The sequence below is a fragment of the Streptomyces sp. sk2.1 genome (assembly GCF_008120935.1).
GTDB lineage: Bacteria > Actinomycetota > Actinomycetes > Streptomycetales > Streptomycetaceae > Streptomyces.
Window position 1 is genome coordinate 73,860 of the sequence record NZ_RDBO01000065.1, and the last position, 25,766, is coordinate 99,625.

Below are 25,766 nucleotides of genomic sequence, written 5' to 3' on the forward strand. Positions count from 1 at the left end.
ACCGCGCACGACCGCCACGGCGATCCCGCTCCTGCCCGCATGGCGGGACGGACCGCCGGGGCGGCCGAGGTGTTGTTAGCGTGATGCGCATGCGCGCCCCCATCGGATCCTTCGACACCGCCGCTCCGGCCGCCGACCGCCTCGACCTGCTCCCCGGGCCCGTCGCCGCCGCCGTGGCCGAGGGCTGGGGCGGATTCCCCGCCGAGCGGATCATCCACGTGGACACGGACCCGGCCGTCGCCGACACGGCCGTCTTCGTCGAGCACCACGGGGCGGAACTGCTCGACACCTCGGCCAACTGCGTCGTGGTGGCGGGCAAGCGCGGCAGCGGGACGACGCTCGCGGCCTGCCTCGTCCTCTCCCACTCCCGTGTCGACGTGAACGGAGCGGTCCGCAGGCACCTGGGCGCCCGCAAGGCGTCCTTCGCCGCCATGGACACGGCGATCGGCGAGACCGGCATGGAGTACGGCGGCATCACCCCGGTCGGACTCCCGGCCGCGTGGCCGCTGCTGATCGACCCCGCCGTCGTCGACGAGGAGTGGGTGCTGATCGGCAGCGGCAGCCGCCGGGGCAAGCTCATCGTCCCCGGAAAGGCCCTGGCCGCGCTGCCAGGCGCGACGATTGTCGACGGGCTCGGCATCCGGGGCTGAACCGGTCGGCCGCGGACCGTCAGAACAACTGCGCATCGGGGCGGCGGGGGTGACGGTTCGCCTCCTTCAGCAGATTGACGCACCGCTCGTGCGTGTCACCGACCCGGTCGACGACGCGTACTCTGACGACGACGCATTCGGCCTCGCGCATCGCTCTCTCCGTGAACCAACCCAGAAGCATCAGCCCCTGACCGGGAATGGGCCGCCCCGGGCCGATGGCGTGCAGGGTGAAGTCCTTGTGCTGTTCGAGCCCCCTCGACGCCAGGGCCGCGATCGCGGCCCGGCCGCTTTCCCAGTGGGCGATGTCCACCGCACCGTCGCTCAGGGCGGACCGGGTGAACCGGACCTGGTAGTCGATCTCTTCGACGACCGCTACGTCCTGTGCGCCATTGATGAGGTGGCACGTCCATGCGAGCTGCCCGTCGGGCGCGAGGTCCGCCATGGTTCTGCCGAAGTAGCCGAGTACCGGTCGTACGACGCGGGCGTACTGGGCGCGGGCCAGCAGGGCGCCCACGGTGCCGATCGTCGCAGTCGTCGCGCTCTGGATGTCGAGCAGCCGCAGTTTCCACGGCCACGTACTGGTCAGCCGGGACGGCATGTTCTCCCTGAGCACGCTGTAGCACAGGAGCAGAAAACATAATCCGGCCATGGCCGACATCAGCCGTGAGAACAGTCCGCTTTTCCGGATCACCCGCTGTGCAGTCTCCACGACGCCCCCCGCTCGGTGTGAGGGGAAGAATGTAGAGGTTCAGCCGGGCGAGTGACAGAGGGCCTGGGACTGTGCTCCGGTGCGGTGCGAGGACAGCCAGCGGGCCGCGAAGTCCACGGCGTGGTCGAGGCGGAAGAGCCTGCTCGTCGCCGAACCCACCGTCCCGGTACGGACGGACGTTGCCAGGTCCGATCGCACGAAGTCGGCGCCCAGGGCCGCGAAGTCGCTGTCGTCCAGGGCGACGTCCTCGTACTCCCACCACCGGCGCCGGCCCCCGGCCGTCACCACGCAGCGGTAGTCGCGCCGGGGCGGGGCCGGTACCCGGTACTCGCCGAGGTGGAAGGCGGTGCAGGTGTCGAAACCGGTGCCCAGCATGAGCACATGGGCGCGCCGGTCGTAGAGACGGGCCAGCGGCGAGGCCTCGCCGAGGTGGCAGTCGGGGGAGTGACGGGCCATCAGGTACCGGGCCAGGGGGCCGAGCGCGGCGAAGGACGTCTGCGGATGGAGGCTGCGCACCGCCCCGTCGGAGAGCCGCACGGCCTCCGGCAGGGCCCCCACCGACGGGGCCGGCGACGTCGCCGGGTCGAAGGGCGGCATGCTCGCCCGCACCGCCTCCCGGGCCCGGTCGGTGAGACCGCGCACCCGGGCGAGGTAGTGCGGGGAGGTGTCGGAGTTCTCCGGTGTGAAGGCGGGCACGACGAGTGTGCCGTGGCTCCCGACCGCCTCCCGTAGGGCGCCGACCACCGCGCGGACCCCGCCGCTCACCGGGCCGACCGCGCGCATCGAGGCATGCACCAGGAGGACACCGTTGCGCTTCACGCCGAGTTCGGACAACTGGCCCGCCAGCCCGCTTCGGGCGTGGGGGAGGGGCGGCGCGGTCGTAGTACTCACAGCGGGCCATTCTCCCAGCCCCGGACCGGACGTGATACCGGGCACATCCGGCCGGGTGAGGCGCCGCGGCCGGATTCCGGCCGTCGGTTTCAGGACGGCAGGGCGGGGATCTCGATGGCGGGGCACCGGTCCATCACCATGTCGAGCCCGGCGGCGCGCGTCCGGTCGTACGCCTCCGTGTCGATCACGCCGAGCTGGAACCAGACGGCCCCGGCGCCCGCCGCCACCGCCTCGTCGGCCACCGCGCCGGCCAGGTCGCTGTTGACGAAGACGTCCACCACGTCGACCGGGAACGGGATGTCGGCCAGCGAGGCGTACCCCTCCTCGCCGTGCACCGGCTCCGCCTTCGGGTGCACCGGAACCACCCGCTTGCCGAAGCGCTGCAGCACCTCGGCCACGCGATAGGCCGCGCGGGACCGGTTGCCGGACAGGCCCACCACCGCCCAGGTGTCGCCGCCGTCGCGGAGAATCCTGCGGATCGTCTCATCGTCTGCGTACATGACCCGGACAACGGGTGGTGGCCCCGGACCATTCCCGTCCGGGGCATAGGCTGGCGGGATGCAGGAGCAGTACCGGACAGTCGCCCGAGCGGGCGTGCACGAGACCGAGATCAACCGATCGCGCTTCATCTGCGCGCTCGCCCCCGCCGCCACCGAGCAGGAGGCGCAGGACTTCGTCGCGCGAATCCGCAGGGAACACCCCACCGCCACCCACAACTGCTTCGCCTACGTGATCGGCGCCGACGCCTCGGTGCAGAAGGCGAGCGACGACGGGGAACCCGGCGGCACCGCCGGCGTGCCCATGCTCCAGATGCTGACGCGCCGCGAGATGCGGTACGTCGTCGCCGTCGTCACCCGCTACTACGGCGGCGTCAAGCTCGGCGCGGGCGGACTGATCAGGGCCTACGGGGGAGTGGTCGGCGAGGCCCTCGACGCGCTCGGCACCATCACCCGCCGCCGGTTCCGTCTCGCCACGGTCACCGTCGGCCACCAGCGCGCGGGCAAGCTGGAGAACGACCTGCGCGCCACCGGCCGCAGCGTGCGCGAGGTCCGCTACACGGACGCCGTCGTCATCGAGATCGGGTTGCCGGACGCGGACGTCGAGGCGTTCCGCGGCTGGCTGGCCGACGTGACGGCGGGCGAGGCGGAACTCGAACTGGGCGGCGAGGCGTACGGCGACGCCTGAACCGGCGCAGAAAAAATCCGGTCATATGAGTCGAAATGGCGCGGAACGGCTCCCTGTCGAAGGGTGGATCGATCTTCCCGCCCGACGGTGCCGGTGGTGATGGAAGACTGTCGGGGGCGAAGCGAGGAGCCCCCGCCGACGGGGTCGCCGGCAGGCACGGCGCGGGCCCGGGGGCGAGGAAGGGAACGATGAAGGTCGGAGCCGGCTCTTGAGAATCCTGCACACGTCGGACTGGCACCTGGGGCGGTCGTTCCACCGGGTTCCCCTGATCGAGGCCCAGGCCGCCTTTCTGGACCACCTGGTGGCGACGGTGCGCGAGCACGAGGTGGACGTCGTGCTCGTCGCGGGTGACGTGTATGACAGAGCCGTTCCGCCCCTGTCCGCCGTGGAGCTCTTCGATGACGCGCTGCACCGCCTCGCCGCCGCCGAAGTGCCCACCGTGATGATCTCCGGGAACCACGACTCGGCCCGCAGGCTGGGCGTCGGCGCGGGACTGATCGAGCGGGCCGGAATCCACCTGCGCACCGACCCCGCCGACTGCGCCACCCCCCTCGTCCTGTCCGACCGGTACGGCGACGTGGCCTTCTACGGACTGCCCTATCTGGAACCCGCCCTGGTCAAGGACGTCCTCGGGGCCGGGCGCGCCGGGCACGAGGCGGTGCTCGGCGCGGCCATGGAACAGGTGCGCGCCGATCTCGCGAACCGCCCCGACGGCACCCGCTCCGTGGTGCTCGCCCATGCCTTCGTCGCGGGCGGCGAACCCAGCGACAGCGAACGCGACATCACCGTCGGCGGAGTGGCCGCCGTCCCCGCCGGCGTCTTCGACGGCGTCGACTACGTGGCACTCGGCCATCTGCACGGCTGCCAGACCGTCACCGAACGGGTCCGCTACTCGGGTTCGCCGCTCGCGTACTCCTTCTCCGAGGCCGACCACCGCAAGACCATGTGGCTGATCGACCTCGGCGCCCCGGGCGCGTTCGCCGCCGAACGGGTCGACCTCCCCGTGCCCCGTCCGCTCGCCCGGCTCCGGGGCCGTCTCGACGATCTCGTCGAGGACCCCGCGCTGGAGCGGCACCGGGAGTCCTGGATCGAGGCCACCCTCACCGACCCGGCGCGCCCGGCCGAACCGATGGCCCGGCTCGCCGAGAGGTTCCCGCACACGCTCAGCCTCGTGTTCGAACCCGACCGGGCCCCCGAGGACCCGCTCGCCTCGTACGCACAGCGCCTCAAGGGGCGCGACGACCAGCAGATCGCGGAGGACTTCGTGGCACACGTGCGGGGCGGATCGGCGGCCGACGAACAGGAACGGACGGTGCTGCGCGGCGCCTTCGACCACGTACGGGTGGACGACGCGGTGCGCGAGGTGAACCGTTGAGGCTCCACCGGCTCGCCATCACCGCCTTCGGCCCGTTCGGCACCACCCAGGACATCGACTTCGACGCGCTCTCCTCGGCCGGGCTCTTCCTGCTGCACGGGCCGACCGGCGCCGGGAAGACCTCGGTCCTCGACGCCGTCTGCTACGCCCTGTACGGGGCGGTGCCCGGAGCGCGACAGAGCCCCGGTACCTCCCTGCGCAGCGACCACGCCCCGGTGGACGTCGCCACCGAGGTCCGGCTGGAGCTGACCGTCGGCGGCAGACGCCTGGAGATCACCCGCCGCCCGGCCCAGCCCCGCCCCAAGCGGAAGGGCAGCGGCTTCACGACGGAGAAGGCGCAGAGCGGGCTGCGGGAACACCGCCCGGACAAGGGCTGGCAGCCGCTCAGCCGCTCCCACCAGGAGATCGGTGAGGAGATCACCCAGCTCATCGGGATGAGCCGGGAACAGTTCTGCCAGGTGGTGCTCCTGCCGCAGGGCGACTTCGCGCGCTTCCTGCGCGCCGACGCCGAGGCCCGCGGCAAACTGCTCGGCAGGCTCTTCGACACCCGTCGCTTCGCCGCCGTGGAGGAGCGCCTGGCGGAACTGCGCCGTACCGCCGAGGCCCGGGTCAGGGCCGGGGACGAACGCATCGTCGGGACGGCCCAGCGGATCGCCCAGGCCGCCGGACCGGTCGCCGGGACACCGCTCCCCGACACCCGGCCCGGAGAACCCGGCCTCGCCGACGGCGTCCTGGAATGGGCCGCGACGGCGCGCAGCGGCGCCCGCGAACGGCTCGACATCGCCACGTCCGCACTGACCATGGCCGAAACCCGACGGGCGGCCGCCCTGGAGGACCTCGACCGGGCACGCGAACTCGCGGCGCTCCAGCAGCGCCACGAGGAGACGCTGCGCCGCTCCTCCGCGCTGGAGGCCCGCCGCCCCGGCCACGAGGAGAACCGCGACCGGCTCGCCCGCGCCCGCAAGGCGGACCTCGTCGCCCCCGCCCTGGACCTGCGCGACGAGGCCGAGCGCGCGTACCACGCGGCCCTGGCGGCCCGCGACCGTGCCCGCGCGCCGCTGCCGGACACCCTGGCCGACGCCGGTGCCGAACAACTGGCGGAGCTGGAGGGGCGGCTGAGGCAGGAGCTCGGCGGCCTCGACGCCGCGCGCGGCGCCGAGCGGCGCCGCGCCGAGATCGACGTCGAGCGCGCCGCACTGGACCGCCAGGCCAGGGACGACGACGAGCTGATCCGGGAGGCGGACGGCTGGCTGGCCGGCTGGGAGGACACCCGGGACGGCCTGCGGGCCCGCATCGAGGAGGCCCAGGAGGCCGCCACCCTGGCCGAACAGCTCGCCGGCCGACTGGATCCCGCCCGTGTGCGACTGGAGGCGGCCCGCCGCCGCGACGCGCTCGCCCTCCGGGTGTCGGCCGCGACCGAGCGGCTGGCCGGGGCCCGCGAACACGCCGCCGACGCCCACGAGTCCTGGCTGGAGCTGCGCGAGCGACGGCTGCGCGACATCGCGGCGGAACTCGCGGCGGAACTGGTGGACGGCGAGGACTGCAAGGTCTGCGGCTCGGCCGACCACCCCAGACCGGCCCGCGCCGCCGACGGACACGTCGACCGGGCCACCGAGGAACGGGCCCTCGACGCGTACCGGCGCGCCGAGGAGGCGCGCACCGCGGCGGACCGGGAACTGGGCGTCGTACGCGAACAGCACGCGGCCGCGCGCACGGCCGCCCGCACGGCGGAGCCCCGGCCGGGGGACGGGGCGGAGGCCACCGGTCCGGCCGGACAGCAAAGGCCCGGAACCGGGCCGGAGCCCGCCGCCCCCGATCCCGCCGTCTCCGAACTCGGCGCGCTCGTCGACCGGTTGGCGAGCGCCCACACCGAGGCGCACCGCACCGCGGCCGGTACGCACGCGGCGCGAGAGGCCCTCGCGGCCGCCGAGCGGGAGCAGGCCGAACGGCTCGACGACCGGCAGCGGGCCGAGCGCCGGGCCGCCGCCCGCACCTCGCTGCGGGAGGGCCTGGACCGTGAACAGGCGGCGCTGGAGGCCGGGTTGACGGCCGCCCGCGGCGAGTCCGGCAGCGTGGCCGAGCACGCCGCACTGCTGGAGCGCCGGGTCGGCCTGCTCGCCGGGGCCGCCGCGGCGGTGCGCGCGGAGGAGGAGGCCGCACAGCGCCGCAAGGAGGCCGACGACCGGCTCGCGGACGCCGCGTTCCGGGCCGGTTTCGACACCCCGCGGGCCGCGGCGCTGAACCTGCTCGACGAGACCGCGCAGCGCGAACTCCAGCGCCTCGTCGACGACTGGCAGTCCGAGGCGGCCGCCGTGGCCGACCGGCTCGCCGAGGCGGGGACCAGGGCCGCCGCGCAACGCCCGCCGGCCGAGGTGGCCGCCGCGCAGGCCGCGTACGACACGGCCGAACGGCTGCTGCGGGACGCCTCCGCCGTGCTGGCCGCCGCGCGCGAGCGCCGCGCCGAACTCGGCCGGCTCTCCCGGGACGCCGAGCGGGAGGTGCGCGGGCTCGGCCCGCTGCGCGAGGAGTACGACCGGGTGGCCCGGCTGGCCGGGCTCACCGCCGGAACCTCCGCCGACAACGAACGCAAGATGCGGCTGGAGTCGTACGTGCTCGCCGCCCGGCTCGAACAGGTCGCCGCCGCGGCCACCGCCCGGTTGCAGCGCATGTCGTCCGGTCGGTACACACTGGTCCACTCCGACGCCCGTACCGGGGGCCGCAGGGCGGGCCTGGGCCTGCACGTCGTCGACGCCTGGACCGGCCGGGAGCGCGACACGGCCACGCTCTCGGGCGGCGAGACGTTCTTCGCCTCGCTCGCCCTCGCGCTCGGCCTCGCCGACGTCGTCACCGACGAGGCGGGCGGCGTCCGGCTGGACACCCTCTTCATCGACGAGGGCTTCGGCAGCCTGGACGACCAGACCCTCGACGAAGTGCTCGACGTACTGGACTCGTTGCGCGAGCGGGACCGCAGCGTCGGCATCGTCAGCCATGTCGCCGACCTGCGCCGCCGCATCCCCGCACAGCTCGAGGTGGTGAAGGAGCGGCACGGATCGGCGGTCCGGCACCGTACCGCCGACGTGCTCAGCGGCTGACGGGGCGCCGGGGGAGCGGCGAGGAGTAGACGACGCTGGTGGTCACGGAGCCGAGGGCGCCGATCCTGCCCGAGACCTCCTCCAGGTGCCGCATCGAGCGGGCGGTGACCTTCAGCACGAAGCAGTCGTCGCCGGTGACGTGATGGGCCTCCACGATCTCCGGAGTCGTGTCGAGCAGATCGTGGAACGGCTTGTAATGACCGTTCGGGTAGCGCAGCCGCACGAGGGCGAGGATCGGCAGCCCGAGCCGTTCCGGGTCTACCACGGCGGCGTAGCCGCTGATCACCCCGGCCTCCTCCAGCCTGCGCACCCGTTCGGTCACGGCGCTCGGTGACATCGCCACCGCCCGCGCCAGCTCGGCGAAGGTCGCGCGGCCGTCACGTTGCAGGACATCGAGGATGCGCCAGTCGGTGGCATCCGGGGAATAGTCGGTCATGCCCGGAGCCAACAGGGAAATCCTCGGCGGATCAAGTGATGTGCCGGGGATCTCCTCTTCAGGGAGTGGGGTGTCGACCGTAGGTTTTCGGTCATGACATCGCAGCCCACCGCAGCAGCGGCCAACCCCGTCCTCCGTGTCCCGCCGGCCTCCCCGGCGGCGGCCGTCGCCCACTTCGGCGCCTCGCTCGCCCTCCACACCGACGTCTCCGACGTGGCCGCGGCGCTCGCGGCGGACGGGGACCCGGGCTTCGTGCTGCTGGACTCGCGCTCCGCCGAAGCCTGGGACCAGGGGCACGTGCCCGGCGCGGTCCACCTGCCGACCGCCCTCGTTCCCGAGCGGGCCCGGACCCTTCTCGACCCGGCCGTCCCCGTGGTCACGTACTGCTGGGGGCCCGGCTGCAACGGTGCGGCACGGGCCGCGCTCGCCCTCGCCGGACTCGGCTACCGGGTCAAGGAGATGCTCGGCGGCTTCGAGTACTGGGTGCGCGAGGGCTTCGAGTCCGAGACCGGGCAGGGGCGCGAGCGGCGGGCGGCCGACCCGCTCACCGCGCCGGTCGGCTCCGCGGCCTGCGGCTGCTGACACCATCTCCGCGACCGCCGGGTCCGGCCACCGCGCGGAACGCCGCGGCGGCCGGGTCCGGCACTCTCCGGCCCTCTCGCCGGACGGCCGGTCAGAGCCTGGACAGCTCGTCCACGAGGTCGTCGAGTCCCAGCGGCCCCTGGGACAGGGCGGCCATGTGCCAGGACTTGGCGTCGAATGCGTCGCCGTGCGCCTTGCGGGCGTTCTCCCGGCCGAGCAGCCAGGCCCGTTCGCCCAGCTTGTAGCCGATGGCCTGCCCCGGCATCGACAGATAGCGGGTCAGCTCGCTCTCCACGAAGTCGGCGGGACGGCCGCTGTGGTTGCCGAAGAACTCCTGAGCCAGATCGGGGGTCCACCGCTCACCCGGGTGGAACGGGGAGTCCGCCGGGATCTCCATCTCCGCGTGCATGCCGATGTCCACGATCACCCGGCAGGCCCGCATCATCTGCGCGTCCAGATAGCCGAGACGGCGCTCCGGGTCGGGCAGGAAGCCCAGCTCGTCCATGAGCCGCTCCGCGTAGAGCGCCCAGCCCTCGCAGTTGGCGCTGACCCCGCCGATCGACGCCTGGTAGCGGGACAGGCTGTCGGCCACGTGCACCCACTGGGCGATCTGCAGGTGGTGGCCGGGCACGCCCTCGTGGTACCAGGTGGACACCAGGTCGTACACCGGGAAGCGGGTCTCGCCCATCGTGGGCAGCCAGGTGCGGCCGGGGCGCGAGAAGTCCTCGGACGGGCCGGTGTAGTACGGCGCGGCGGCACCGCCGGGCGGGGCGATGCGGGACTCCACCTTCCGCACCCGCTCGGCGAGTTCGAAGTGCGTGCCGTCGAGCGCCTCGATCGCCTCGTCCATCAGGCCCTGGAGCCACTCCCGGACCTCCTCGACCCCCTCGATGTGCGTCCCGTGCACGTCGAGGTGGGCGAGCGCCTCCCAGGGACCGGCGCCGGGCAGCACCTTCTCGGCCTCGGTCCGCATCTCGGCGAGCAGCCGGTGGTACTCGGACCAGCCGTACGCGTACGCCTCGTCGAGATCCAGGTCGGTGCCGTTGTAGTAGCGCGACCAGCGGGCGTACCGCTCGCGGCCCACCGTGTCCGGCGCGCCCTCCACCGCGGGGGCGTACACGTCGCGCATCCAGTCGCGGAGCGCGGCGACCGACTCGCCCGCCAGCCGGGCGCCGTCGTCCAGATCGGTACGGAGCCCCGCCGGACCGGCGGCCACGAAGTCCTGGAAGAAGCCCGTGCCGTTCTCGCCGACCCACTCGTCGAGCTGGCCGATGAAGGTGGCGGTGGCGCGCGGCCCGCCGTACAGCTTGCGCTCCAGGCCGAGCGCGAGCGACTCGCGGTAGCCCTCCAGCGCGGCGGGAACCGCCCGCAGCCGGTCCACGACCGCGGCCCACTCCTCGTCGGTCCCGGTCGGCGTCACCGTGAACACCTCACGGAGGCTGTGCGCGGGGGAGGACAGGTTGGAGACCGTGCGCAGCCCCTCTTCGGCGTCGTGGACGGCGAGTTCCGCCATGAGGCGCTCGCGCAGCAGACGGCCGCAGCGGCGCTCGGCGTCGTCGTCCGCGCCGGGCAGCCGCTCCGCGGCGTCGAGCTTCGCCAGGGTGGTGCGGGCCAGCTCGGCGAGAGCCTCCTGGCCTGCGGGGGAGAAGTCGGGAAGGCGGCGCGAACTCTCCGCGATACCCAGGTACGTACCGGCGATCGGGTCGAGTGCGACGTAGGCGTCGACGTAGGCGTCGGCGACCTGGCGGGGCAGCGCGCTGCTGGAAGTGTCTGGCATGTGGACATCCTCGTACGGCAGAGGGCTTTCGCGCCATCGCCATTCGGCTTCAGCGGCCGGACTCCGCCGGTTCCGCGGCCGGCGGCAGCAGCGGCCCGCATTCCCACTGCTGGAAGATCAACCGGGTCTCGACCCGGGCCACTTCGCGGCGCGAGGTGAACTCGTCGAGCACGAGGCGTTGCAGATCGGCCGTGCCCGTGACCGCCACATGGACCAGATAGTCGTCCGGACCGGTCAGATGGAAGAGCGCACGGGACTCCGGCAGCGTCCTGATGCGTTCGACGAACGGGCCGATGAGCTCCCTGCGGTGCGGGCGGACCTGCACGGAGAGCAGCGCCTCCAGACCGCGGCCGAGCCGCGCGGGGTCCAGGCGCAACTGGTGGCCGAGGATCACGCCGGTGCGCCGCAGCCTGGCCACCCGGTCCAGGCAGGTCGACGGCGCCACGCCGACCTCGGCGGCCAGCTCGCGGTAAGTGGTCCGGGCATCGTTCTGCAACAGCCGCAGAATATGCAGATCCACCGGATCGAGAACGACCGAATCAGCCATTGGCCGAACGTAGCACGGGACATTCCCACCTGGACCCGGCGAATGTTCAGAGTGATGGCATGGACACCGAAACCTCGATGGCGCCCCCGACGGCAACCCGGTCCAGGGCGCTGGCCACCGAAGCCGTGCACGCCGGCCGCGACGATCTCGCGGCCCTCGGACTGCACGCCCCGCCGATCGACCTGTCCACCACCTACCCCTCGTACGACGCCAGGGGCGAGGCCGAGCGGATCGACACCTTCGCCGCCACCGGCGCCAAGCTCGAAGGGCCGCCGGTCTACGCACGGCTGGACAACCCGACGACGGCCCGGTTCGAGACCGCCCTCGCCCGCCTCGAAGGGGCCGAGAGCGCCGTGGCGTTCGCCAGCGGAATGGCGGCGCTCACCGCCGTGCTACTGGTCCGGGCGAGCGCGGGACTGCGCCACGTGGTCGCAGTCCGCCCGCTCTACGGATGCAGCGACCACCTGCTCGGCGCCGGTCTGCTGGGCACGGAGGTGACCTGGACCGACCCGGCGGGAATCGCCGACGCGATCCGCCCGGACACCGGCCTGGTGATGGTGGAGACACCCGCCAACCCGACGCTCGCCGAGGTCGACATCCGCGCGATCGCGCACTCCTGCGGCTCCGTGCCGCTGCTCGTCGACAACACCTTCGCCACCCCCGTGCTCCAGCGGCCCGTCGAGGACGGCGCGCGGATCGTGCTGCACAGCGCCACCAAGTACCTGGGCGGACACGGCGACGTGATGGGCGGGGTCGTCGCCTGCGACGAGGAGTTCGCCGCCGGGCTGCGGCAGATCCGCTTCGCCACCGGCGGGGTGCTGCACCCGATGGCCGGATACCTGCTGCTGCGCGGCCTCGCCACGCTTCCGGTACGGGTGCGGGCGGCCTCCGCGAGCGCCGCCGAACTGGCCCGCAGGCTGACCGACGATCCGCGCATCGCCAGGGTCCACTACCCGAAGGTGGGCGGCGCGATGGTCTCGTTCGAGGTCCACGGGGACCCGCACCGGGTGATCTCGGCCGTACGGCTCATCACGCCCGCGGTCAGCCTCGGCAGCGTGGACACCCTGATCCAGCACCCGGCCTCCATCAGCCACCGCATCGTGGACGAGGGGGACCGGCGGGCGGCCGGCGTCGGGAACCGGTTGCTGCGCATGTCGGTCGGGCTGGAGGACGTCGAGGACCTGTGGGCCGACCTGTGCCAGGCACTGGACTCATCGGCGGACGGCGTCCCGCAGGAGGTCCACGACCGCGGGGACGTCCACCCGGACACCCTGCCCGAACCGGTCGCCGGGTAGGGCATCCCGCACGGACCGCGGGAAAGGACGCCCCGCACGGACCACCGGGCGGGGCCTCCCGTGCGGACCGGCGGGCGGGGCGTCTCGCGCACAGATCGCCGGGCAGGGCGTCCCGTGGCCGGGCGGTGTCAGCGCCCGGCCTGCTCGTACGGGGGCAGCGAGCGGACCGCGGCGGCGTCCAGCCGGGCGGTGACGACCAGGGTGCCCTCCTCGATCTGGTAGTCCAGCGGCAGGGACAGCGCGCGCATCGCGGCGACCATGCCGGTGTTGGACGCCCGGGTGACGGCGTAGACGCTCTCGCATCCGGCCTCGGCGGCGAGCGCCACCAGGCGGCCGAGCAGCTCGGAACCGATGCCCCGGCGCTGCCAGTCGTCCTCGACGAGGAGTGCCACCTCGGTCTCGTCGCCGTCCCAGAGCAGGTGGCCGAGGGCGACCAGCCGGCCGGACGCCGTCTGCGCGGCCAGCGTGCGGCCGAACCGTGGACTCAGCAGGTGGCCGAGGTACCGGTCGGCGTCGCGTACCGGGCCGTGGTAGCGCAGCCGCAGCGTCTGCTCGGAGCAGCGGCCGTGCATCGCGCGGGCCGCCGGCAGGTCGTCGCGGTCCGCGCGGCGGACGGTGATCTCGTTGCCCTCGGGGAGGGTGAGGACGTCCTTGCCGCGCGGGACGCGGGGGCCGAGCCGGGCATCGAGCTCGACCAGGGCGCGGGCCCGGGCGAACTCGGTCGGGGTGAACGGGAGATGGGGGCGCTCGATGGTGAGGACGCCGCCGGACGGGTCGCGCAGTCGCATCACCGTCTCCTCCAGCACCCCCTCGACCGGTGCGCTCTCACCGGTCGCGCGACCGGTGACCGAGACGGCGGGCAGCGAGTGGATGGTGCAACGGCCGAGCAACTGGCGCAGGGCCAGGGGGAGTTCGGCCGCGTCCAGGGCCGTGCGGGTGGCGAGGCCCAGGACGCGCGTCGGGGCGTCCACCAGATCGTGCGCGTCGGCCCGCTCGATCCAGGTCGAGCTGCCACCGGCCGCGGAGACCGCCCGGCTCAGCTGCCGGGCCGGGAGCCGCGCGGGTGCGCGCAGCAGGAACTCGTCGACCGTGCCCCGCGAGAGCGGGTGCGTCTGCAGGGTGAGGATGTCGACCCGGTGCCGGGCGAGCGCGCCGCACAGTGCCGCCAGACTGCCGGGGGCATCCCGCACGGTGGTGCGCATCCGCCACAGCACCGTGTCCTCGGCGGACGGGGCCGGAGCCGATGCGGTCCCTTCGGCGACGGACGTGCCCGCGGGCACGCTCCCTTCGGTGCCGGTGCCGGTGCCGGTGCCGGTGCCGGTGCCCGTGCCCGTACCGATGCCGCCGACGGCGTGGAGGGAGGCTTCCGCGTCATCTCCGTCGGGGCGACCGGCATCGGCCGGAGGCGGTGCGTGGCTGTGCCGCCGTGCCCACCAGGTGTGGAAGCCGGCCGTCACCGCCAGCACCACGGCCGAGGCGACCAGCAGGAACGGCCCGTCCGGTTGGTGCCCGATCAGATTGGCGAGGGCGTCGGCCACCGCGACCGCGGTGAACAGCGCGGCCAGCTCGGTCACGTCCCGCCGCCAGTGGTGGGGGCGGCGGGCGGTCTTCGTGGAGGTCGCATCAGTCATGCATTCACTCTGACTGAGCGTTGTTGCCTGATCACGAACAGCCTGTGACCGATGGGTTAAGTGCGAATCTGATCCCTTTCCTGTCGTTTTCGGCCACTGCTGTCCTGGCGGGGAACCCGTCCGCGTCGGCCCCGTCGCGCCTCCCGGCCGTCCACCGCGTCGGACCCGCCGCCCCGCTCGGGACCGTCCACCGCGGCGGGCCCGGCGGATCCGGACCGCCGCCCGCCACGGTGTCCCGCCCCGCACCGTCACACCCGTTCCGCACTCCGTTCCCAGGCGTCCTTCAGACGTGCCGCCTGGCGCACCAGCTGCGACGTCCCGCCGCGCGCGGCCGTCTCGGCGAGCCCGGGTATCGGCTCGGCCCCCGTCGCGCCGCAGTGCTCGACGCACTCGGCGGCCACGGAGAGCAGGTCGCTCAGTCCGCGAGACGCCTTCTCCTGCGCCAGCAGCACGGGCAGAACACCGGTCAGAATGGACAGCACCGTCCGGTACGCGCCGGTGGTGGCGGCGATACGGGCGGAATCCGCGAGGCGGTTGGGCTTGATCAGCCCGTGTCCGAGGAGCGTCGCCAGCTGTTCGCCGAGCAGCGCCGCGTCGAGCTGCTGCCGGGCGGCGAGCATCAGCAGGGCGTCCACCGCCGTCAGCCGGTCCTCCGGGAACCGTGAACCCAGCCCGTACGCCGCCGTCAGATGAACGGCCTCGCCCGCGGGCGAGTCGAGTTCGGCGAGCAGCAGGAGCGGCCGGATCGTGTCCCGTATCTCGTCGGTCACACCCAACACGATGTTCGGCAGCAGCCAGGCGGCCATCGTCTCGGCGTCCTCGGGCAGGGTGGCGACCCAGTGCTCCGGGTGCTCCCCCCAGTGGTAACAGAGCTGATGCGTCGGGGTCCGTTCCCGGCCCAGGCCGTGGAAGGAACGGGGGAACTCCTCCAGGACGAGCGGGCGTTCCCGGCCGGCCATCAGGGCGCGGTGCGACCGGACGACCGACTGTCCCACCCGGGTCCTGCTCTCCAGATCGAACCGGTACACCTGGGTGAACGGCTCGTCGGCCCGCAGCCATGTCGCCAGCCGGTCGCCCTCGGGGGTGCCGAGCAGGGCGGCCGCCCCGGCGGCCTCGTGCTGATCGCCGCGTCGCACCCGCAGCAGGGCCTGGGCGAAGTCGGCCTCGCCGGGCCGGACGCCGAGTCGCTGATACGCGCGCAGCCGCTCGACCAGCACGGCCGGTTCGAGCGAACCGGTGTGCCAGGTGGGGACGGCCAGCAGGAACGGGAGACCACCGGTCAGCATCGCGTGGGCCGCTTCCCACAGCCGTGCCTTCATGACCCCGTTCAGCGCGGCGTGGGGGCAGGTCCCGGCGGCGGTCCAGGAGGCACGCTCCTCCTGCACGGCCCGTACCGACACCTGTCCGAACAGTGCGGCCAGGACGGCCCTGAGGCTCACCTCCGAGCGGAGCTGCCGCTCGGTCTGCGCCTGCGGCCCGCCGCCGAGCCACCACTCGCCCGCCAGCGCGTCACGCAACGCGTCGGTCAACGCCGCCCGGTCGGAGTGGGCGTGGCGCACCAGCCCGTCCAGCGCCCGCTCGAAGGCGGTGACGTCCGGCGTCGTCGATCTGACCAGGGTCACCACCTCCTCGACCAGCTCGGGCAGCGTCGCGGGCGCCGGGCCGAGAGGCTGCGGGGACGGCACCGGAGGCAGCAGCTCCTCGTACTTCGCCGTGCTGACCTGCTCGGCCACCGGACCGCCGAACACCTCGGCCACCATCGTCCGGTGCGCAGGCCCCAGCAACGCGGCCGACGCGGCGAGCCCCTCCCGCACCGGGGCCCCGGCGGCGGGCAGGTACCGGGCCAGCAGCTTCAACGCCCGCTCCTGGATGTCGATGTCCTCGTGCTCGAAGGCACCCCCGACGGCGGGCAGCAGCTCGTCGACCGCCGACGGATCGCGGCGCAGCACCTTGCCGAGCAGCACGAGCTGGGACCGGACCAGTTTCTTCTCGGTGCGGAACAGCACCGACTCCGAGACCTCCGCCAGGGCCCGCACGGAGAGCTCACCGCGACCGTCCAGCCGGGCGAGCACCCCCTGGGCGTGACCGGCCACGGTGGAGATGCCGTCCGCGGCCATCCCGGCCCAGTCCGGGATCCGCTCCGCCTCCTCCTGTTCGGTCAGGCCGAGCTCGCGCAGAACGGTCAGGAAGAAGCGCATCTCGCTGGAGTTGCCCCCGCGCAGCAGCCGGGCCACACAGCCGTCGACGACCACCGACCGCTCCAGCAGGCCCTCCTCGGCGAGCGCGGCCAGCGTGGCGCCCCACCGGCACGGGCTCTCCGGGTCGTCGCTCCAGGGCATCTCCGCGGGCAGCTCCGTCATGTCGAAGATCCGCGGCAGGAGATCGACCGTGTACGGATCGGCCCGGAGCACCTCGATGAGAGGCGTTCTCCGCCGCCGCTGCCATTGCGCCCTCGACACCGTGCTGACCCAGCCCCGCACGAAACCCTCCGTCGTGGGCAGGGGGCACTGCGCCTTCTTCACCAGGGCGGCGATCAGCTCGTACGAGACCTCCGCCGTCGCGGTCCGGGCCGCCAACCGGTGTGCGACGTCACCGAGCCACTCCGGATCACGGTCCGCCAGGACCGCGAGGATCAGGGGGACGGGCGGGCGGTCCCAGCCGATCAGGTCCCGGCCGCCGAGCCAAGTGGCACATCCGGCGGCGCCGGCGTGGCAGCCCGCACCGGCCACCAGCAGGGCCCTGCGGACCTTGCCCTGCTTCTCCCAGGACCAGCCCCGGACCTCCTTCCGGAGCGCCTTCAGCTCGGCCAGCGCCGCCCTGCGCTCCGCCCGGTCCATCCCGGCCAGCAGGGACGGCACGTGGTGCGCGGGCGATTCCCGTACGGCGGTGAGGAGCTCCTTCATCGCACACCCCCGGCGACCGGCGCACCGCGGCGGACCATCCGGACGGCCAGGGCGTGCTTGCACGGTCCCCGCCGCCCGCGGTAATCGGCCCACCACTGGCAGGTACAGCTCAGCATTCCGTCCTTCTCCCTCACTTGGTAACGGCGTTCTCCCGAGGTCACGGCAGCCACATCGCCGTCGAGCACCACCGCGCCCGAACCGGCCAGTTCCCGCGCCGCCACCAGACGCGGATTGTGGCGCTCGGCCCGGTCGGCGTCGTACGGCAGCTCGCGGTGGAAGTAGGCCGCGTCGGCGAGGTCGTAGCCGACCCGGCCCGCCGTGCCCAGCCGGGTGAGCGCGGCCCGTACCCGTTCCACCGTGAGGCCGGACTGCTCAGCCAGATCGGCGGTGTCGATCCGGGGCTCCCAGGCCAGCAGCACCGACACCAGCTCGGCGTCGGCCGCCGCGTCGTCGGTGGCCAGCGCGTCGAGCACCCCGCCCTCGCCCGAGAAACCGCGCGCGGCATCGGGCGAGAGCGTCAGGGTGAGACGCATGCCCGGCAGCACGACCTCCCAGGCGCTCGCGGTCGCCGCCCCGTCGGTGACCGGCCCGTACACCCGCAGCGACGTGGCATGACGCAGCACCCGCTGCAGCGCGGAGAGCCGCTCGGGGCCCGGCAGGCACACCGCCCCCGCCACCGGCCGGGTCGTCGGCCGGAGCGTCTTCCCGGCGGGTATCACCCAGCGGGCGCCCCGCGAGGCGCTGCCCGACGAACGCGGCAGCGACCGCAGGAACCGGACGGCCTCGGCGGCCGGCAGCTCGGCCCGCAGATCGAAACCGGCGGACAGCACCTGCGCCTCGGCGAAGCCGCGCAGCCACCGGTCGGGCAGCGGCACCTTCTTCTCCACGACCGGGCCGTCCAGCGTGGTGACGGCCATCTCGTCCGGACCCACCCGCAGATGCAGCGGATCGTCCCCGGCCATCCGCGAAAGCGCCTCCCGCAGCGGGTTGTTGACGTCCACATTCGTGGTGCCGTGATCCGTCCGCTGACCGTCCAGGCCCTCTTGCAGCACGTCGAGGCGCGCGTACACGCCGCAGCAGCCGGAGAACGACTCGAAGCGCAACCGGTCGCCGTTGCCCGTCACCACCGGGTCGAGCGACGAGGCCAGCGTGCGCTGGTAGTAGCGCGTGGACGCCACGTCCGCCACGGCCAGCAGACCCTGGGCCGCGATCCTCGGCGAGGTGAGGAAACCGGAGAAGAACCGGGGATGGAGCTCGGTACCCCGCGGGGTGAGACCACCGGAGGTCTCCAGCCCGAGGAGCTGCCCCGTCTGCGAGGACTCCAGGGCGGACGGGCGTGCGTAGGCCAATGCCTGAACGGATCGGGTCATGGAAAAAACCGTAGGACCCACCACTGACAATCGGCCCCCGGCCGTCACCGGGAGCCGATCGCCGACGGGTTCACTGCCCGACGCGCCCCGGGCTCAGCACCTTGCTGAACAGCACCGCCCCGCCCTGCGCCCGCAGCCGCACGGTCAGTTCGCCGCTGTCGCCGTCGATGTCGACCTGCCCGAAGTACTGCGGCGACTCCATCGGCGACACGTTCGCCCGGTCGGGAGCCTGCACGAAGACCCGGTCGGGGCCGAACGTCGCGTCGAGGGCGTTGGCCGGGAACTGACCGGCGGCCAGCGGCCCCGACACGAATTCCCAGAACGGCGCGAAGTCCTTGAACGCCGCCCGCTCGGGCGCGTAGTGCTGCGCCGAGGTGTAGTGCACGTCGGCGGTCAGCCAGACCGTGCCGGTGATCCGCCGGTGCTTGACGAACCGCAGCAGCTCCGCGATCTGCAGCTCACGCCCGAGCGGAGCCCCCGGATCGCCCTGGGCGACCGCCTCGAAGTCCGTCGCGCCGTCGGTGACCACCAGCCCCAGCGGCATGTCCGCCGCGATCACCTTCCACACCGCGCGGGACCGGGAGAGCTCGTGCTTGAGCCACCTCAGCTGCTCGGCACCGAGGATGCCCGTCGTGTCGTCGGCCTGCCGGCCGGGCGAGTTGGCGTTGCGGAAGGACCGCATGTCGAGGACGAACACGTCGAGCAGCGGACCGTGCCGCACCACCCGGTGCATCCGGCCGTCCCCGGACGGGCCGTGCGGCGTGGACACGGGGAAGTACTCGCGGAACGCCCGCACCGAACGGGCCGCCAGCACGTCCACGTCCTTCTCGGCGTACCGGGCGTCGTCGAGGATCTGCCCGGGATACCAGTTGTTGCGCACCTCGTGGTCGTCCCACTGGACGATGGAGGGCACCTGCGCGTTGAACTCGCGGAGGTTGCGGTCGAGCAGGTTGTAGCGGAAGTTCCCGCGGTACTCGGCGAGGGTCTCGGCGACCTTCGACTTCTCCTCGGTGGTGACATTGCGCCAGACCCGTCCGTCGGGCAGCGTCACGCTCGGCTCGATGACGCCGTCCGCGTAGATGTTGTCGCCGCTGCAGAGGAAGAAGTCCGGGTCCAGGCGGCGCATCTCGTCGTACACCACGTAGCCGCCGATGTCCGGATTGATGCCCCAGCCCTGTCCCGCGATGTCCCCCGACCACAGGAAGCGCACCCCGTCCCGGCGCCGGGCGGGCGCCGTCCGGAAGGTCCCGTGCACCGGCTTCCCGCTCCGGCGGGGGTCCTGGGGATCGAGGAGCGTCACCCGGTAGTGCACCTGCTCGCCCGGCGGCAGCCCGTACAGCGGGGTCGTCCCCGTGAAGTCGCTGCCGGGGCCGAGAAGCGGCCCGTGCCAGGTGCGCGCCCGCCGGAAGGACTCGGTCGCGGAGGTCTCCACGACCATCCGCGCCGGGCGGTCCGAGCGGACCCAGACCAGCGCGGAGGACGAGGTGACGTCGCCCACCTGCACACCCCACGCCGCGCTCGGCCGGCCGGAGAGCGCGAACGCGGGGGCCGACGCGCCCACCACGGGGAGCGTGAGCGCGGCGGACGCGGCGAGCGAACCGCGCAGCACACTGCGGCGGTCGGGGGACGGAACACGGGGACGGTACGACATCGAGGCGCCTCCGGGGCACTGGTCGGTGGGACTCGGGACCCGGTCCGGACCGGGTGCCGGGCACACGACCGGCACGATCCGGACAGGAGGCCCCGAGGGCGGCTGGTCGGCCGGTGCCACCCTCGTGCCCGCCGGCGGCGCGCACACCAACCTCAGGTGAACACCCGGCCCCGGCCCTCCCCGGGGTCCGGCCCGGCCGGGTCCCGCAGGGCCTCCGCGAGCAGCCGCACCCCCCGTTCGATCTCCGAAGGAGCCAGATGCGCGTAACCGAGGACCAGGTTCACCGCGCGGTCCCCGGACGCGGCGGTTTTGGCGGCGAGCGGCCGCAGGGCCACTCCGGCGCGGGCCGCACGCGCCAGGAGCACCGGCTCGGGGCCGTAGCGTCCGGGCAGCCCGGCGATGATGTGGAGCCCCGCGGCGATCCCGCTCACCGCGGTGCCGGGGAAGCACTCCGCCAGCATCGACGTGAGCGTGTCACGGCGCTCGCGGTAGGCGCGCTGGCAGCGGCGCAACTGCCGGTCGTAACCGCCCCGGGTGATGAAGTCGGCCAGGACCGCCTGGTCGACGGAGGGATTGCCCAGATCCATGGTCCGCTTGCGGGCGACGATCTCGTCCGTCATGTCCGCCGGCGCCAGGAGCCAGCCCAGCCGCAGCCCGGGAGCCAGCGACTTGCTCACCGAACCGGTGTACGCGACGCGCCGCGGGTCGAGCCCCTGCAGCGCGCCGACGGGCGCGCGGTCGTAACGGAAGTCGCCGTCGTAGTCGTCCTCCACGATCAGCCCGTCCACGGTGCGCGCCCAGTCCAGCAGCCGGCTGCGCCGAGCGGCGGAGTAGGCGATTCCGGTGGGGAACTGGTGCGCGGGAGTGGTCACGACCGCGCGCACGCCCGAGCGCACGAGGGGCTCGATCGCCAGCCCCTCGTCGTCGAGCGGCAGATCGGTGGTGGCGAGCCCCGCGGAGGTGAACAGCGCGGAGTGCTCGTGGCTCCCGGGATCCTCGACACCGACGGTCCGCAGCCCGCGCCCGTGCAGGACGAACCCCAGCAGCGTCGTCGCCTGTGCCACGCCGGAGCACACCACCAGGCGCTCGGGATCGGCGACCACCCCGCGGCGGCGCGCCAGCAGGGCGGCCAGGGCCTCCCGCAGCACGGGCAGCCCCCGAGGGTCGGGATAGCCGAGCGCGTCGTGCGGCAGCCGGCCGAGCACCGAGCGGTGCGCGGCGGCCCAGGCGGCACGCGGGAACAGCGACAGGTCCGGCGTGCCCGGCCGGAAGTCCACGCGTACGCCGGGGGCGCGCTCCGCGAGATCGCGGACCTCCGGCGCGGCGGCCCGGACCGCTTCGCCCACCCAGGTGCCCGCCCCGCGCCCGCTGCGCAGGTACCCCTCGGCGGTGAGCTGTTCGTACGCCTCGGTGACCAGACCGCGCGACACCCGCAGATCGGCCGCGAGCGCGCGGCTGGACGGCAGCCGCGTCCCCGGGACGAGCCGGCCCGAGCGCACGGCCTCGCGCAACGCCGACTGCAGCGCGCGCCCGCGCCGACGGGCGGGCTCCTCGACGGCCGGGAGCAGCAACTCCCAGGCGGGGGAGCCGACATCCGTACCGGCCGCACGGTCCGACGGCGGATTGGTCCTCGAAGACGTCATGGAAGTGGACCTTAAACGGGACCGCCCGGCTGCCTAGCGTCGGTCCCATGAACGTCACTTCTCTGCGCGGCTCGCTTCTCGCGGCCTTCGCCTGCGTCCTGGTGGGCGCCTCCTTCACCGCCAACAGTGTTCTGGGGGACTATCCGTACGCGGGCGGCCAGGCGCTGCGCTACGGCCTCGCGGCGCTGCTGCTCGTACCCGTACTGGCCCGCGACGGAAGGGCCCGGACGACCACCGTGCTGCGCGCCCTCACCCCGCGGCAGTGGGGAAGGCTCGCCCTGCTGGCGGCCGTCGGCATGGTCGGCTTCAACCTGGCCGTCCTCGCCGCGGAACGATCTGCGGAACCCGCTGTTCCGGGGGTGTTCGTCGGCTGCGCCCCGATCCTGGTCGCCGTCCTCGTGCCGCTGCTGGGCGGCCGCCGGCCGACGCGCCCGGTGCTGTACGCGTCCGCGCTCGTCGCCGCCGGGGCCTTCACGGTGCAGGGCTGGGGCCGCACGGACCTGGCGGGCGTCCTCTGCTCGGCCGGGGCCCTGGCGGGCGAGGTCGGCTTCGCGGTCCTCGCCGTCCCCGTGCTGCGACCGCTCGGGCCGCGGCTGCTGTCCGCCACGGTCTGCGCCGTCGCCGCCGTCGAGTCGGTGCTGCTGGGCGTCGTCCTGGACGGCGGCGGCGTGCTGCGGATGCCCACGGCGGCGGAGGCCGTCGCGCTGGTGTGGCAGGCGGCGGTGGTCACCGTTGTCGGCTTCGTCTGCTGGTACATGGGCATGCAGCGCATCGGCGCCGAGCGCGCCACCCTCTTCTCCGGCCTGATCCCGGTCTCCGCCGCGCTCACCGCACCGCTGGTCGGCGCCGGTTCGTACGGCGTCGCGCAGGCCGGTGGCAGCCTCCTGGTCGGGCTCGGGGTCGCCCTCGGGTCGGGTGTCCTGACCCGGGGAGCGACGGGCGGGGCCACCGGGGCGGGCTCAGCGGCCGGTGTCGAGGATCACCCGGGACACGAGCGCGGGATCGTCGTTCATCGGCACGTGTCCGCATCCCGGAAGCCGGACCAGCCGGGCGTCGGGGATGACGTGCTTGGCCCTGACGCCCTGCCGGCGCAGCAGGATCCGGTCCCGGCCGCCCCAGGCGACGGTCACGGGCAGCCCCGGCACGTCGTCGGTGAACAGCGCGTCCCGGCCGGCGGCGAGCGTCTGGTGAAAACCGGTCGCCTCGCGCAGGGCGACGGTCTCGGCGACGACGGCGTCGGGTGAACGACGGCCGGGCCGGGCGTAGATGGTGCTGGTCAGCGTCGTGCGCCCGGCCGCGCTGCGCGACAGCCGCTCGATCAGCGGCATCGGCATCGACAGGGCTGCCCGCCGCATGGCCCGCAGCGTCGTGAACGCGTAGCGCCGCTCTCCCGGCGCCCAGAAACCCGCGGGCGACAGCGCGGTCACCGACCGGACGAGCTTCTCCCGGCCGAGCCCCAGCGCCAGCAGACCCCCGAGCGAGTTGCCCGCCACGTGCGGCCGGTCCACGCCGATCGCCGCGCAGAACGCGCCGAGCACCGCGACCACGGTCGGAAGGTCGTACGGCAGACCGTCGGGCAGCGCGGGGGAGACGCCGAAGCCGGGCAGGTCCACGGCTATCACGTCCCGTTCCACGGCCAGGACGGGCAGCACCGGGTCCCAGGCCTGATGATGGTGACCGATCCCGTGGAGCAGGAGCAACGGCTCGCCGGTACCGGTCCGTTCGTACGCCACGGACACGGTCCGGGGCCCTTGTGGTGATTCGACGCTGAACGAGACCGTGGTGGCCATGCGGTGCTCCCCGGGTGATCCGGCATGAAGGGGCCATGCCTGAAGGCGACTTAGACGTCTTGTCAACAACAATTACCGTTCGGTAGCCAGGGGTTCAAGGGGGGTGGGCGATTCGTGCTGGACAGGGTGCGACGGGTCGGCTGGGATGGAGAGGTGACAGCCGACACCGCGACCGACGTCTTCGAGGACCACCGCCCCGTGCTCACCGGGGTCGCCTACCGCATGCTGGGAAGGATCGCCGACGCCGAGGACGTGGTCCAGGAGGCGTGGCTGCGCTGGTCGTCCGCGTCCCGCGCGGACGTGCGCGAACCACGTGCCTTCCTCGTCAGGATCGTCACCCGCCTGGCCATCGACCGACTGCGGCAGGTGCAGTCGCGCCGCGAGGCGTACGTCGGCCCGTGGCTGCCGGAGCCCGTGGTCACCGACTTCGGACCGGCCGTGCCCGACACGGCGGAACAGGCCGTTCTGGCCGACTCCGTGTCGATCGCCGTGCTCGTCGTCCTGGAATCTCTCTCCCCGCTGGAACGGGCCGTCTTCGTGCTCCGCGAGGCGTTCGGCTTCCCGTACGCGGAGATCGCCGCCGCCCTGGACCGGAGCGAGGCCGCGGTGCGCCAGCTCGCGGGGCGCGCACGGCACCACGTGGAGGAGCGCAAACCCCGCTACGACGTCGACCCGGCACACCGCCGCGACCTCACGGAACGGTTCCTCGCCGCGGCGGCGGGCGGTGACATCGAGGGGCTGCTGGCCCTGCTCGCACCCGATGTGCGGCTCGTCGGCGACAGCGGCGGGAAGTCCAGGGCCCCGCTGCGGGTCATCGAGAGCGCCGGCAAGGTGGGCCGGTTCCTCGTCGGCATCGCCCACGACCCGGTGTCGGACTTCGACACCAGGCTCCTGGAACTCAACGGCGGGCCGGGCCTGCTGGTGCTCCTGGACGGAAAGGCCGACGCGGTCCTCCAGGTGGACATCAGGGACGGGCTCATCCAGTGCGTGTACATCGTGCGCAACCCCGACAAGGTCGCCCACCTCTCCGACGCCGCGACGCAGTAACGGGCCCGGCCCTCTCCGGCCCCGTCCGGCCGGTACGGGCTGTCCCGCCGGCGCTTTTGTACGAAGCCCCATGCCCCGGCCGGCGTGGGGCTTCGTGCTGTGCCCGGCGCACGGGGTCACGAACATCCTGTGAACGCTCTGCGGCAGAGTCCCGTTCCGCTGTGTGACCGACCGAGGATTGGTCTTGACCAAGGGGGTATCCCGTCCTATCGTCTCACCGTTAAGACAGGAACCTTTAATAAATAACGTCGCGGAAAAGCCGCTGGGCGATTGCGGAGGACAGGGTGGGGACCACGCAGCTGGAATCGGTGCAGGAGCCGAAGTACTGGCACCTCAAGACCGTGCTCAGTGAGGCACTCGACTCGGACTTTGCGGTGGGCGAGATCCTGCCCAACGAGCGTGAGCTCGCCGCCCGGTTCGGAGTCGCCCGAGCCACGCTCCGGCAGGCTCTGGAACAGCTCGAACTCGAAGGAAGGCTCCAGCGCCGCCGCGGTGTCGGGACCACCGTCGCCCCGCCGCGCGTCGGGGTCGCCGTCTCCACCGCGCAGCGGGACTGGTCCGGCGGCGGTACGGCCGAGGCGTGGCAGCCGGTGGACTGCACGACGGCCGTCGCACCGGCATCGGTGTCGGCCGCGCTCGACGTGGACGCCGACGAGCCGGTCCACATCGTGCGCCGGATCCGGGTGACCCACGGCCAGGCGGTCGCGGCGGAACTCCTCTATGTCCCGGTGTCGTCCGTGCCCGAACTCTCCGCGATCGACACCCCCTCCGGCGCCGTCCGGGCCCGCGGCGTCCTGCGCGAACTGCACCGCCTCCGCCTCGAAGGCCAGGACCGGTCGGTGGAGCTCGGATCCGCACGGGTGGACGACGCCAAGGAACTCGACCGGCTTCCCGGCGCCCCCGTGCTCGTCGTCACCACCCGCTACCTCGCTGCGGGCGGCACCGTCGCGCTCTCCGTCGCCACGTACCGGGCGGACACCTGCCGGCTCACCTTCGGCGACTCGGGAGACCTGGAGATCAGCCACCACGCCCAGCCGCGCCAGGCGTCCTGAGGCCCCGCTCGGGCCCGGGAACTCCCGGGCCCGGGAGCTTCGGACGATCCGGGCCCCCGCCCAGGAACACCGGACGTCCCACGGCCCCGTCCCGGAAACGACAGCCCACCCCGGGCGCCCCGAGGCGACTGCGGGCCCCG

The 25,766-nt window shown here is 73.5% G+C and carries 20 protein-coding genes and 1 pseudogene; 9 read left to right on the forward strand and 12 right to left on the reverse strand.

What is annotated here, in order from left to right; translation table 11 throughout:
- Nucleotides 1-89 precede the first annotated feature (89 nt).
- Nucleotides 90-650 (forward strand): YbaK/EbsC family protein, encoded by a 561-nt coding sequence (locus EAO76_RS22780; RefSeq protein WP_148837801.1) that lies wholly within the window; start codon nt 90-92, stop codon nt 648-650.
- Nucleotides 651-669: 19 nt separating this feature from the next.
- Here the strand turns inward: EAO76_RS22780 and EAO76_RS22785 are convergent, their stop codons facing one another.
- The 3 genes from EAO76_RS22785 to EAO76_RS22795 all read right to left on the reverse strand — a co-directional run bounded on the left by EAO76_RS22785 (nt 670) and on the right by EAO76_RS22795 (nt 2,750).
- Nucleotides 670-1,359 (reverse strand): hypothetical protein, encoded by a 690-nt coding sequence (locus tag EAO76_RS22785; protein WP_148837802.1) that lies wholly within the window; start codon nt 1,357-1,359, stop codon nt 670-672.
- A gap of 39 nt (nt 1,360-1,398) precedes the next feature.
- Nucleotides 1,399-2,250, reverse strand: coding sequence for an AAC(3) family N-acetyltransferase (locus EAO76_RS22790; protein ID WP_262375671.1), 852 nt, complete (start codon nt 2,248-2,250; stop codon nt 1,399-1,401).
- Between the two features lie 89 nt (nt 2,251-2,339).
- On the reverse strand, nt 2,340-2,750 hold the full coding sequence (locus EAO76_RS22795) for a CoA-binding protein (protein ID WP_148837803.1): 411 nt from the start codon (nt 2,748-2,750) through the stop codon (nt 2,340-2,342).
- A 58-nt stretch (nt 2,751-2,808) separates the two neighbouring features.
- Between EAO76_RS22795 and EAO76_RS22800 the strand changes: the two genes are divergently transcribed.
- The 3 genes from EAO76_RS22800 to EAO76_RS22810 all read left to right on the forward strand — a co-directional run bounded on the left by EAO76_RS22800 (nt 2,809) and on the right by EAO76_RS22810 (nt 7,902).
- A complete protein-coding gene (locus tag EAO76_RS22800) occupies nt 2,809-3,435 on the forward strand; it encodes a YigZ family protein (protein WP_148837804.1) in 627 nt (208 codons plus the stop codon).
- A gap of 208 nt (nt 3,436-3,643) precedes the next feature.
- Nucleotides 3,644-4,810: an exonuclease SbcCD subunit D gene (locus EAO76_RS22805; protein ID WP_148837805.1), complete on the forward strand. Its 1,167-nt coding sequence runs from the start codon at nt 3,644-3,646 to the stop codon at nt 4,808-4,810.
- Nucleotides 4,807-7,902 carry an AAA family ATPase gene (locus EAO76_RS22810; RefSeq protein WP_148837806.1) on the forward strand — a complete coding sequence of 1,032 codons (3,096 nt, stop codon included), beginning with the start codon at nt 4,807-4,809 and terminating at the stop codon, nt 7,900-7,902. Before EAO76_RS22805 ends, EAO76_RS22810 begins: the two co-directional genes overlap by 4 nt.
- On the opposite strand, the gene EAO76_RS22815 is transcribed toward EAO76_RS22810, so the two are convergent.
- A complete protein-coding gene (locus EAO76_RS22815) occupies nt 7,892-8,338 on the reverse strand; it encodes an Lrp/AsnC family transcriptional regulator (protein ID WP_148837807.1) in 447 nt (148 codons plus the stop codon). The genes EAO76_RS22810 and EAO76_RS22815 overlap by 11 nt on opposite strands.
- A gap of 93 nt (nt 8,339-8,431) precedes the next feature.
- On the opposite strand from EAO76_RS22815, the gene EAO76_RS22820 reads away from it, so the two are divergent.
- Nucleotides 8,432-8,920 carry a rhodanese-like domain-containing protein gene (locus EAO76_RS22820; protein ID WP_148837808.1) on the forward strand — a complete coding sequence of 163 codons (489 nt, stop codon included), beginning with the start codon at nt 8,432-8,434 and terminating at the stop codon, nt 8,918-8,920.
- Between the two features lie 91 nt (nt 8,921-9,011).
- Here the strand turns inward: EAO76_RS22820 and EAO76_RS22825 are convergent, their stop codons facing one another.
- The gene (locus tag EAO76_RS22825; protein ID WP_148837809.1) at nt 9,012-10,697 is read right to left on the reverse strand and encodes a DUF885 domain-containing protein; all 1,686 of its coding nucleotides are present in this window, start codon (nt 10,695-10,697) and stop codon (nt 9,012-9,014) included.
- A gap of 49 nt (nt 10,698-10,746) precedes the next feature.
- Nucleotides 10,747-11,244, reverse strand: a complete 498-nt coding sequence (locus EAO76_RS22830) for an Lrp/AsnC family transcriptional regulator (protein WP_148837810.1) — start codon at nt 11,242-11,244, stop codon at nt 10,747-10,749.
- Nucleotides 11,245-11,303: 59 nt separating this feature from the next.
- Here EAO76_RS22830 and EAO76_RS22835 point away from each other — a divergent pair, with 59 nt between their 5' ends.
- Nucleotides 11,304-12,539, forward strand: coding sequence for a PLP-dependent aspartate aminotransferase family protein (locus tag EAO76_RS22835; protein ID WP_148837811.1), 1,236 nt, complete (start codon nt 11,304-11,306; stop codon nt 12,537-12,539).
- Between the two features lie 128 nt (nt 12,540-12,667).
- Here EAO76_RS22835 and EAO76_RS22840 read toward each other — a convergent pair whose 3' ends face one another.
- The 5 genes from EAO76_RS22840 to EAO76_RS22860 form a co-directional block, all read right to left on the reverse strand.
- A complete protein-coding gene (locus tag EAO76_RS22840) occupies nt 12,668-14,170 on the reverse strand; it encodes a GNAT family N-acetyltransferase (protein WP_148837812.1) in 1,503 nt (500 codons plus the stop codon).
- Nucleotides 14,171-14,418: 248 nt separating this feature from the next.
- Nucleotides 14,419-17,073 (reverse strand): DUF6493 family protein, encoded by a 2,655-nt coding sequence (locus EAO76_RS22845; RefSeq protein ID WP_148837813.1) that lies wholly within the window; start codon nt 17,071-17,073, stop codon nt 14,419-14,421.
- A complete protein-coding gene (locus EAO76_RS22850) occupies nt 17,070-18,443 on the reverse strand; it encodes an SWIM zinc finger family protein (RefSeq protein WP_148837814.1) in 1,374 nt (457 codons plus the stop codon). Before EAO76_RS22850 ends, EAO76_RS22845 begins: the two co-directional genes overlap by 4 nt.
- 70 nt (nt 18,444-18,513) lie before the next feature.
- Nucleotides 18,514-20,094 carry an alkaline phosphatase gene (locus EAO76_RS22855; RefSeq protein WP_148837815.1) on the reverse strand — a complete coding sequence of 527 codons (1,581 nt, stop codon included), beginning with the start codon at nt 20,092-20,094 and terminating at the stop codon, nt 18,514-18,516.
- A 152-nt stretch (nt 20,095-20,246) separates the two neighbouring features.
- Complete coding sequence (locus EAO76_RS22860; RefSeq protein ID WP_148837816.1) at nt 20,247-21,737, reverse strand: PLP-dependent aminotransferase family protein; 1,491 nt, start codon at nt 21,735-21,737, stop codon at nt 20,247-20,249.
- A gap of 47 nt (nt 21,738-21,784) precedes the next feature.
- On the opposite strand from EAO76_RS22860, the pseudogene EAO76_RS47690 reads away from it, so the two are divergent.
- Nucleotides 21,785-22,633: pseudogene (locus tag EAO76_RS47690) on the forward strand (DMT family transporter); the annotation flags it as partial.
- 63 nt (nt 22,634-22,696) lie between these two features.
- Here the strand turns inward: EAO76_RS47690 and EAO76_RS22870 are convergent.
- Complete coding sequence (locus tag EAO76_RS22870; RefSeq protein WP_148837817.1) at nt 22,697-23,527, reverse strand: alpha/beta fold hydrolase; 831 nt, start codon at nt 23,525-23,527, stop codon at nt 22,697-22,699.
- A 153-nt stretch (nt 23,528-23,680) separates the two neighbouring features.
- Here EAO76_RS22870 and sigJ point away from each other — a divergent pair, with 153 nt between their 5' ends.
- Together sigJ and EAO76_RS22880 are read left to right on the forward strand one after the other, a co-directional pair.
- Nucleotides 23,681-24,574: an RNA polymerase sigma factor SigJ gene (gene sigJ, locus EAO76_RS22875; protein WP_148837818.1), complete on the forward strand. Its 894-nt coding sequence runs from the start codon at nt 23,681-23,683 to the stop codon at nt 24,572-24,574.
- Nucleotides 24,575-24,858: 284 nt separating this feature from the next.
- Entirely contained in the window at nt 24,859-25,626 is a 768-nt protein-coding gene (locus EAO76_RS22880) for a GntR family transcriptional regulator (RefSeq protein ID WP_148837819.1), read from the forward strand.
- Nucleotides 25,627-25,766 lie beyond the last annotated feature (140 nt).

Coding starts and splice junctions, on each gene's coding strand:
- EAO76_RS22860 (WP_148837816.1), bottom strand. CDS start 21,737: ATGACGTCTTCGAGGACCAATCCGCCGTCGGACCGTGCGGCCGGTACG.
- EAO76_RS22850 (WP_148837814.1), bottom strand. CDS start 18,443: ATGACCCGATCCGTTCAGGCATTGGCCTACGCACGCCCGTCCGCCCTG.
- EAO76_RS22830 (WP_148837810.1), bottom strand. CDS start 11,244: ATGGCTGATTCGGTCGTTCTCGATCCGGTGGATCTGCATATTCTGCGG.
- EAO76_RS22820 (WP_148837808.1), top strand. CDS start 8,432: ATGACATCGCAGCCCACCGCAGCAGCGGCCAACCCCGTCCTCCGTGTC.
- EAO76_RS22835 (WP_148837811.1), top strand. CDS start 11,304: ATGGACACCGAAACCTCGATGGCGCCCCCGACGGCAACCCGGTCCAGG.
- EAO76_RS22800 (WP_148837804.1), top strand. CDS start 2,809: ATGCAGGAGCAGTACCGGACAGTCGCCCGAGCGGGCGTGCACGAGACC.
- EAO76_RS22840 (WP_148837812.1), bottom strand. CDS start 14,170: ATGACTGATGCGACCTCCACGAAGACCGCCCGCCGCCCCCACCACTGG.
- EAO76_RS22825 (WP_148837809.1), bottom strand. CDS start 10,697: ATGCCAGACACTTCCAGCAGCGCGCTGCCCCGCCAGGTCGCCGACGCC.
- EAO76_RS22855 (WP_148837815.1), bottom strand. CDS start 20,094: ATGTCGTACCGTCCCCGTGTTCCGTCCCCCGACCGCCGCAGTGTGCTG.
- EAO76_RS22815 (WP_148837807.1), bottom strand. CDS start 8,338: ATGACCGACTATTCCCCGGATGCCACCGACTGGCGCATCCTCGATGTC.
- EAO76_RS22845 (WP_148837813.1), bottom strand. CDS start 17,073: ATGAAGGAGCTCCTCACCGCCGTACGGGAATCGCCCGCGCACCACGTG.
- EAO76_RS22780 (WP_148837801.1), top strand. CDS start 90: ATGCGCGCCCCCATCGGATCCTTCGACACCGCCGCTCCGGCCGCCGAC.
- EAO76_RS22795 (WP_148837803.1), bottom strand. CDS start 2,750: ATGTACGCAGACGATGAGACGATCCGCAGGATTCTCCGCGACGGCGGC.
- EAO76_RS22870 (WP_148837817.1), bottom strand. CDS start 23,527: ATGGCCACCACGGTCTCGTTCAGCGTCGAATCACCACAAGGGCCCCGG.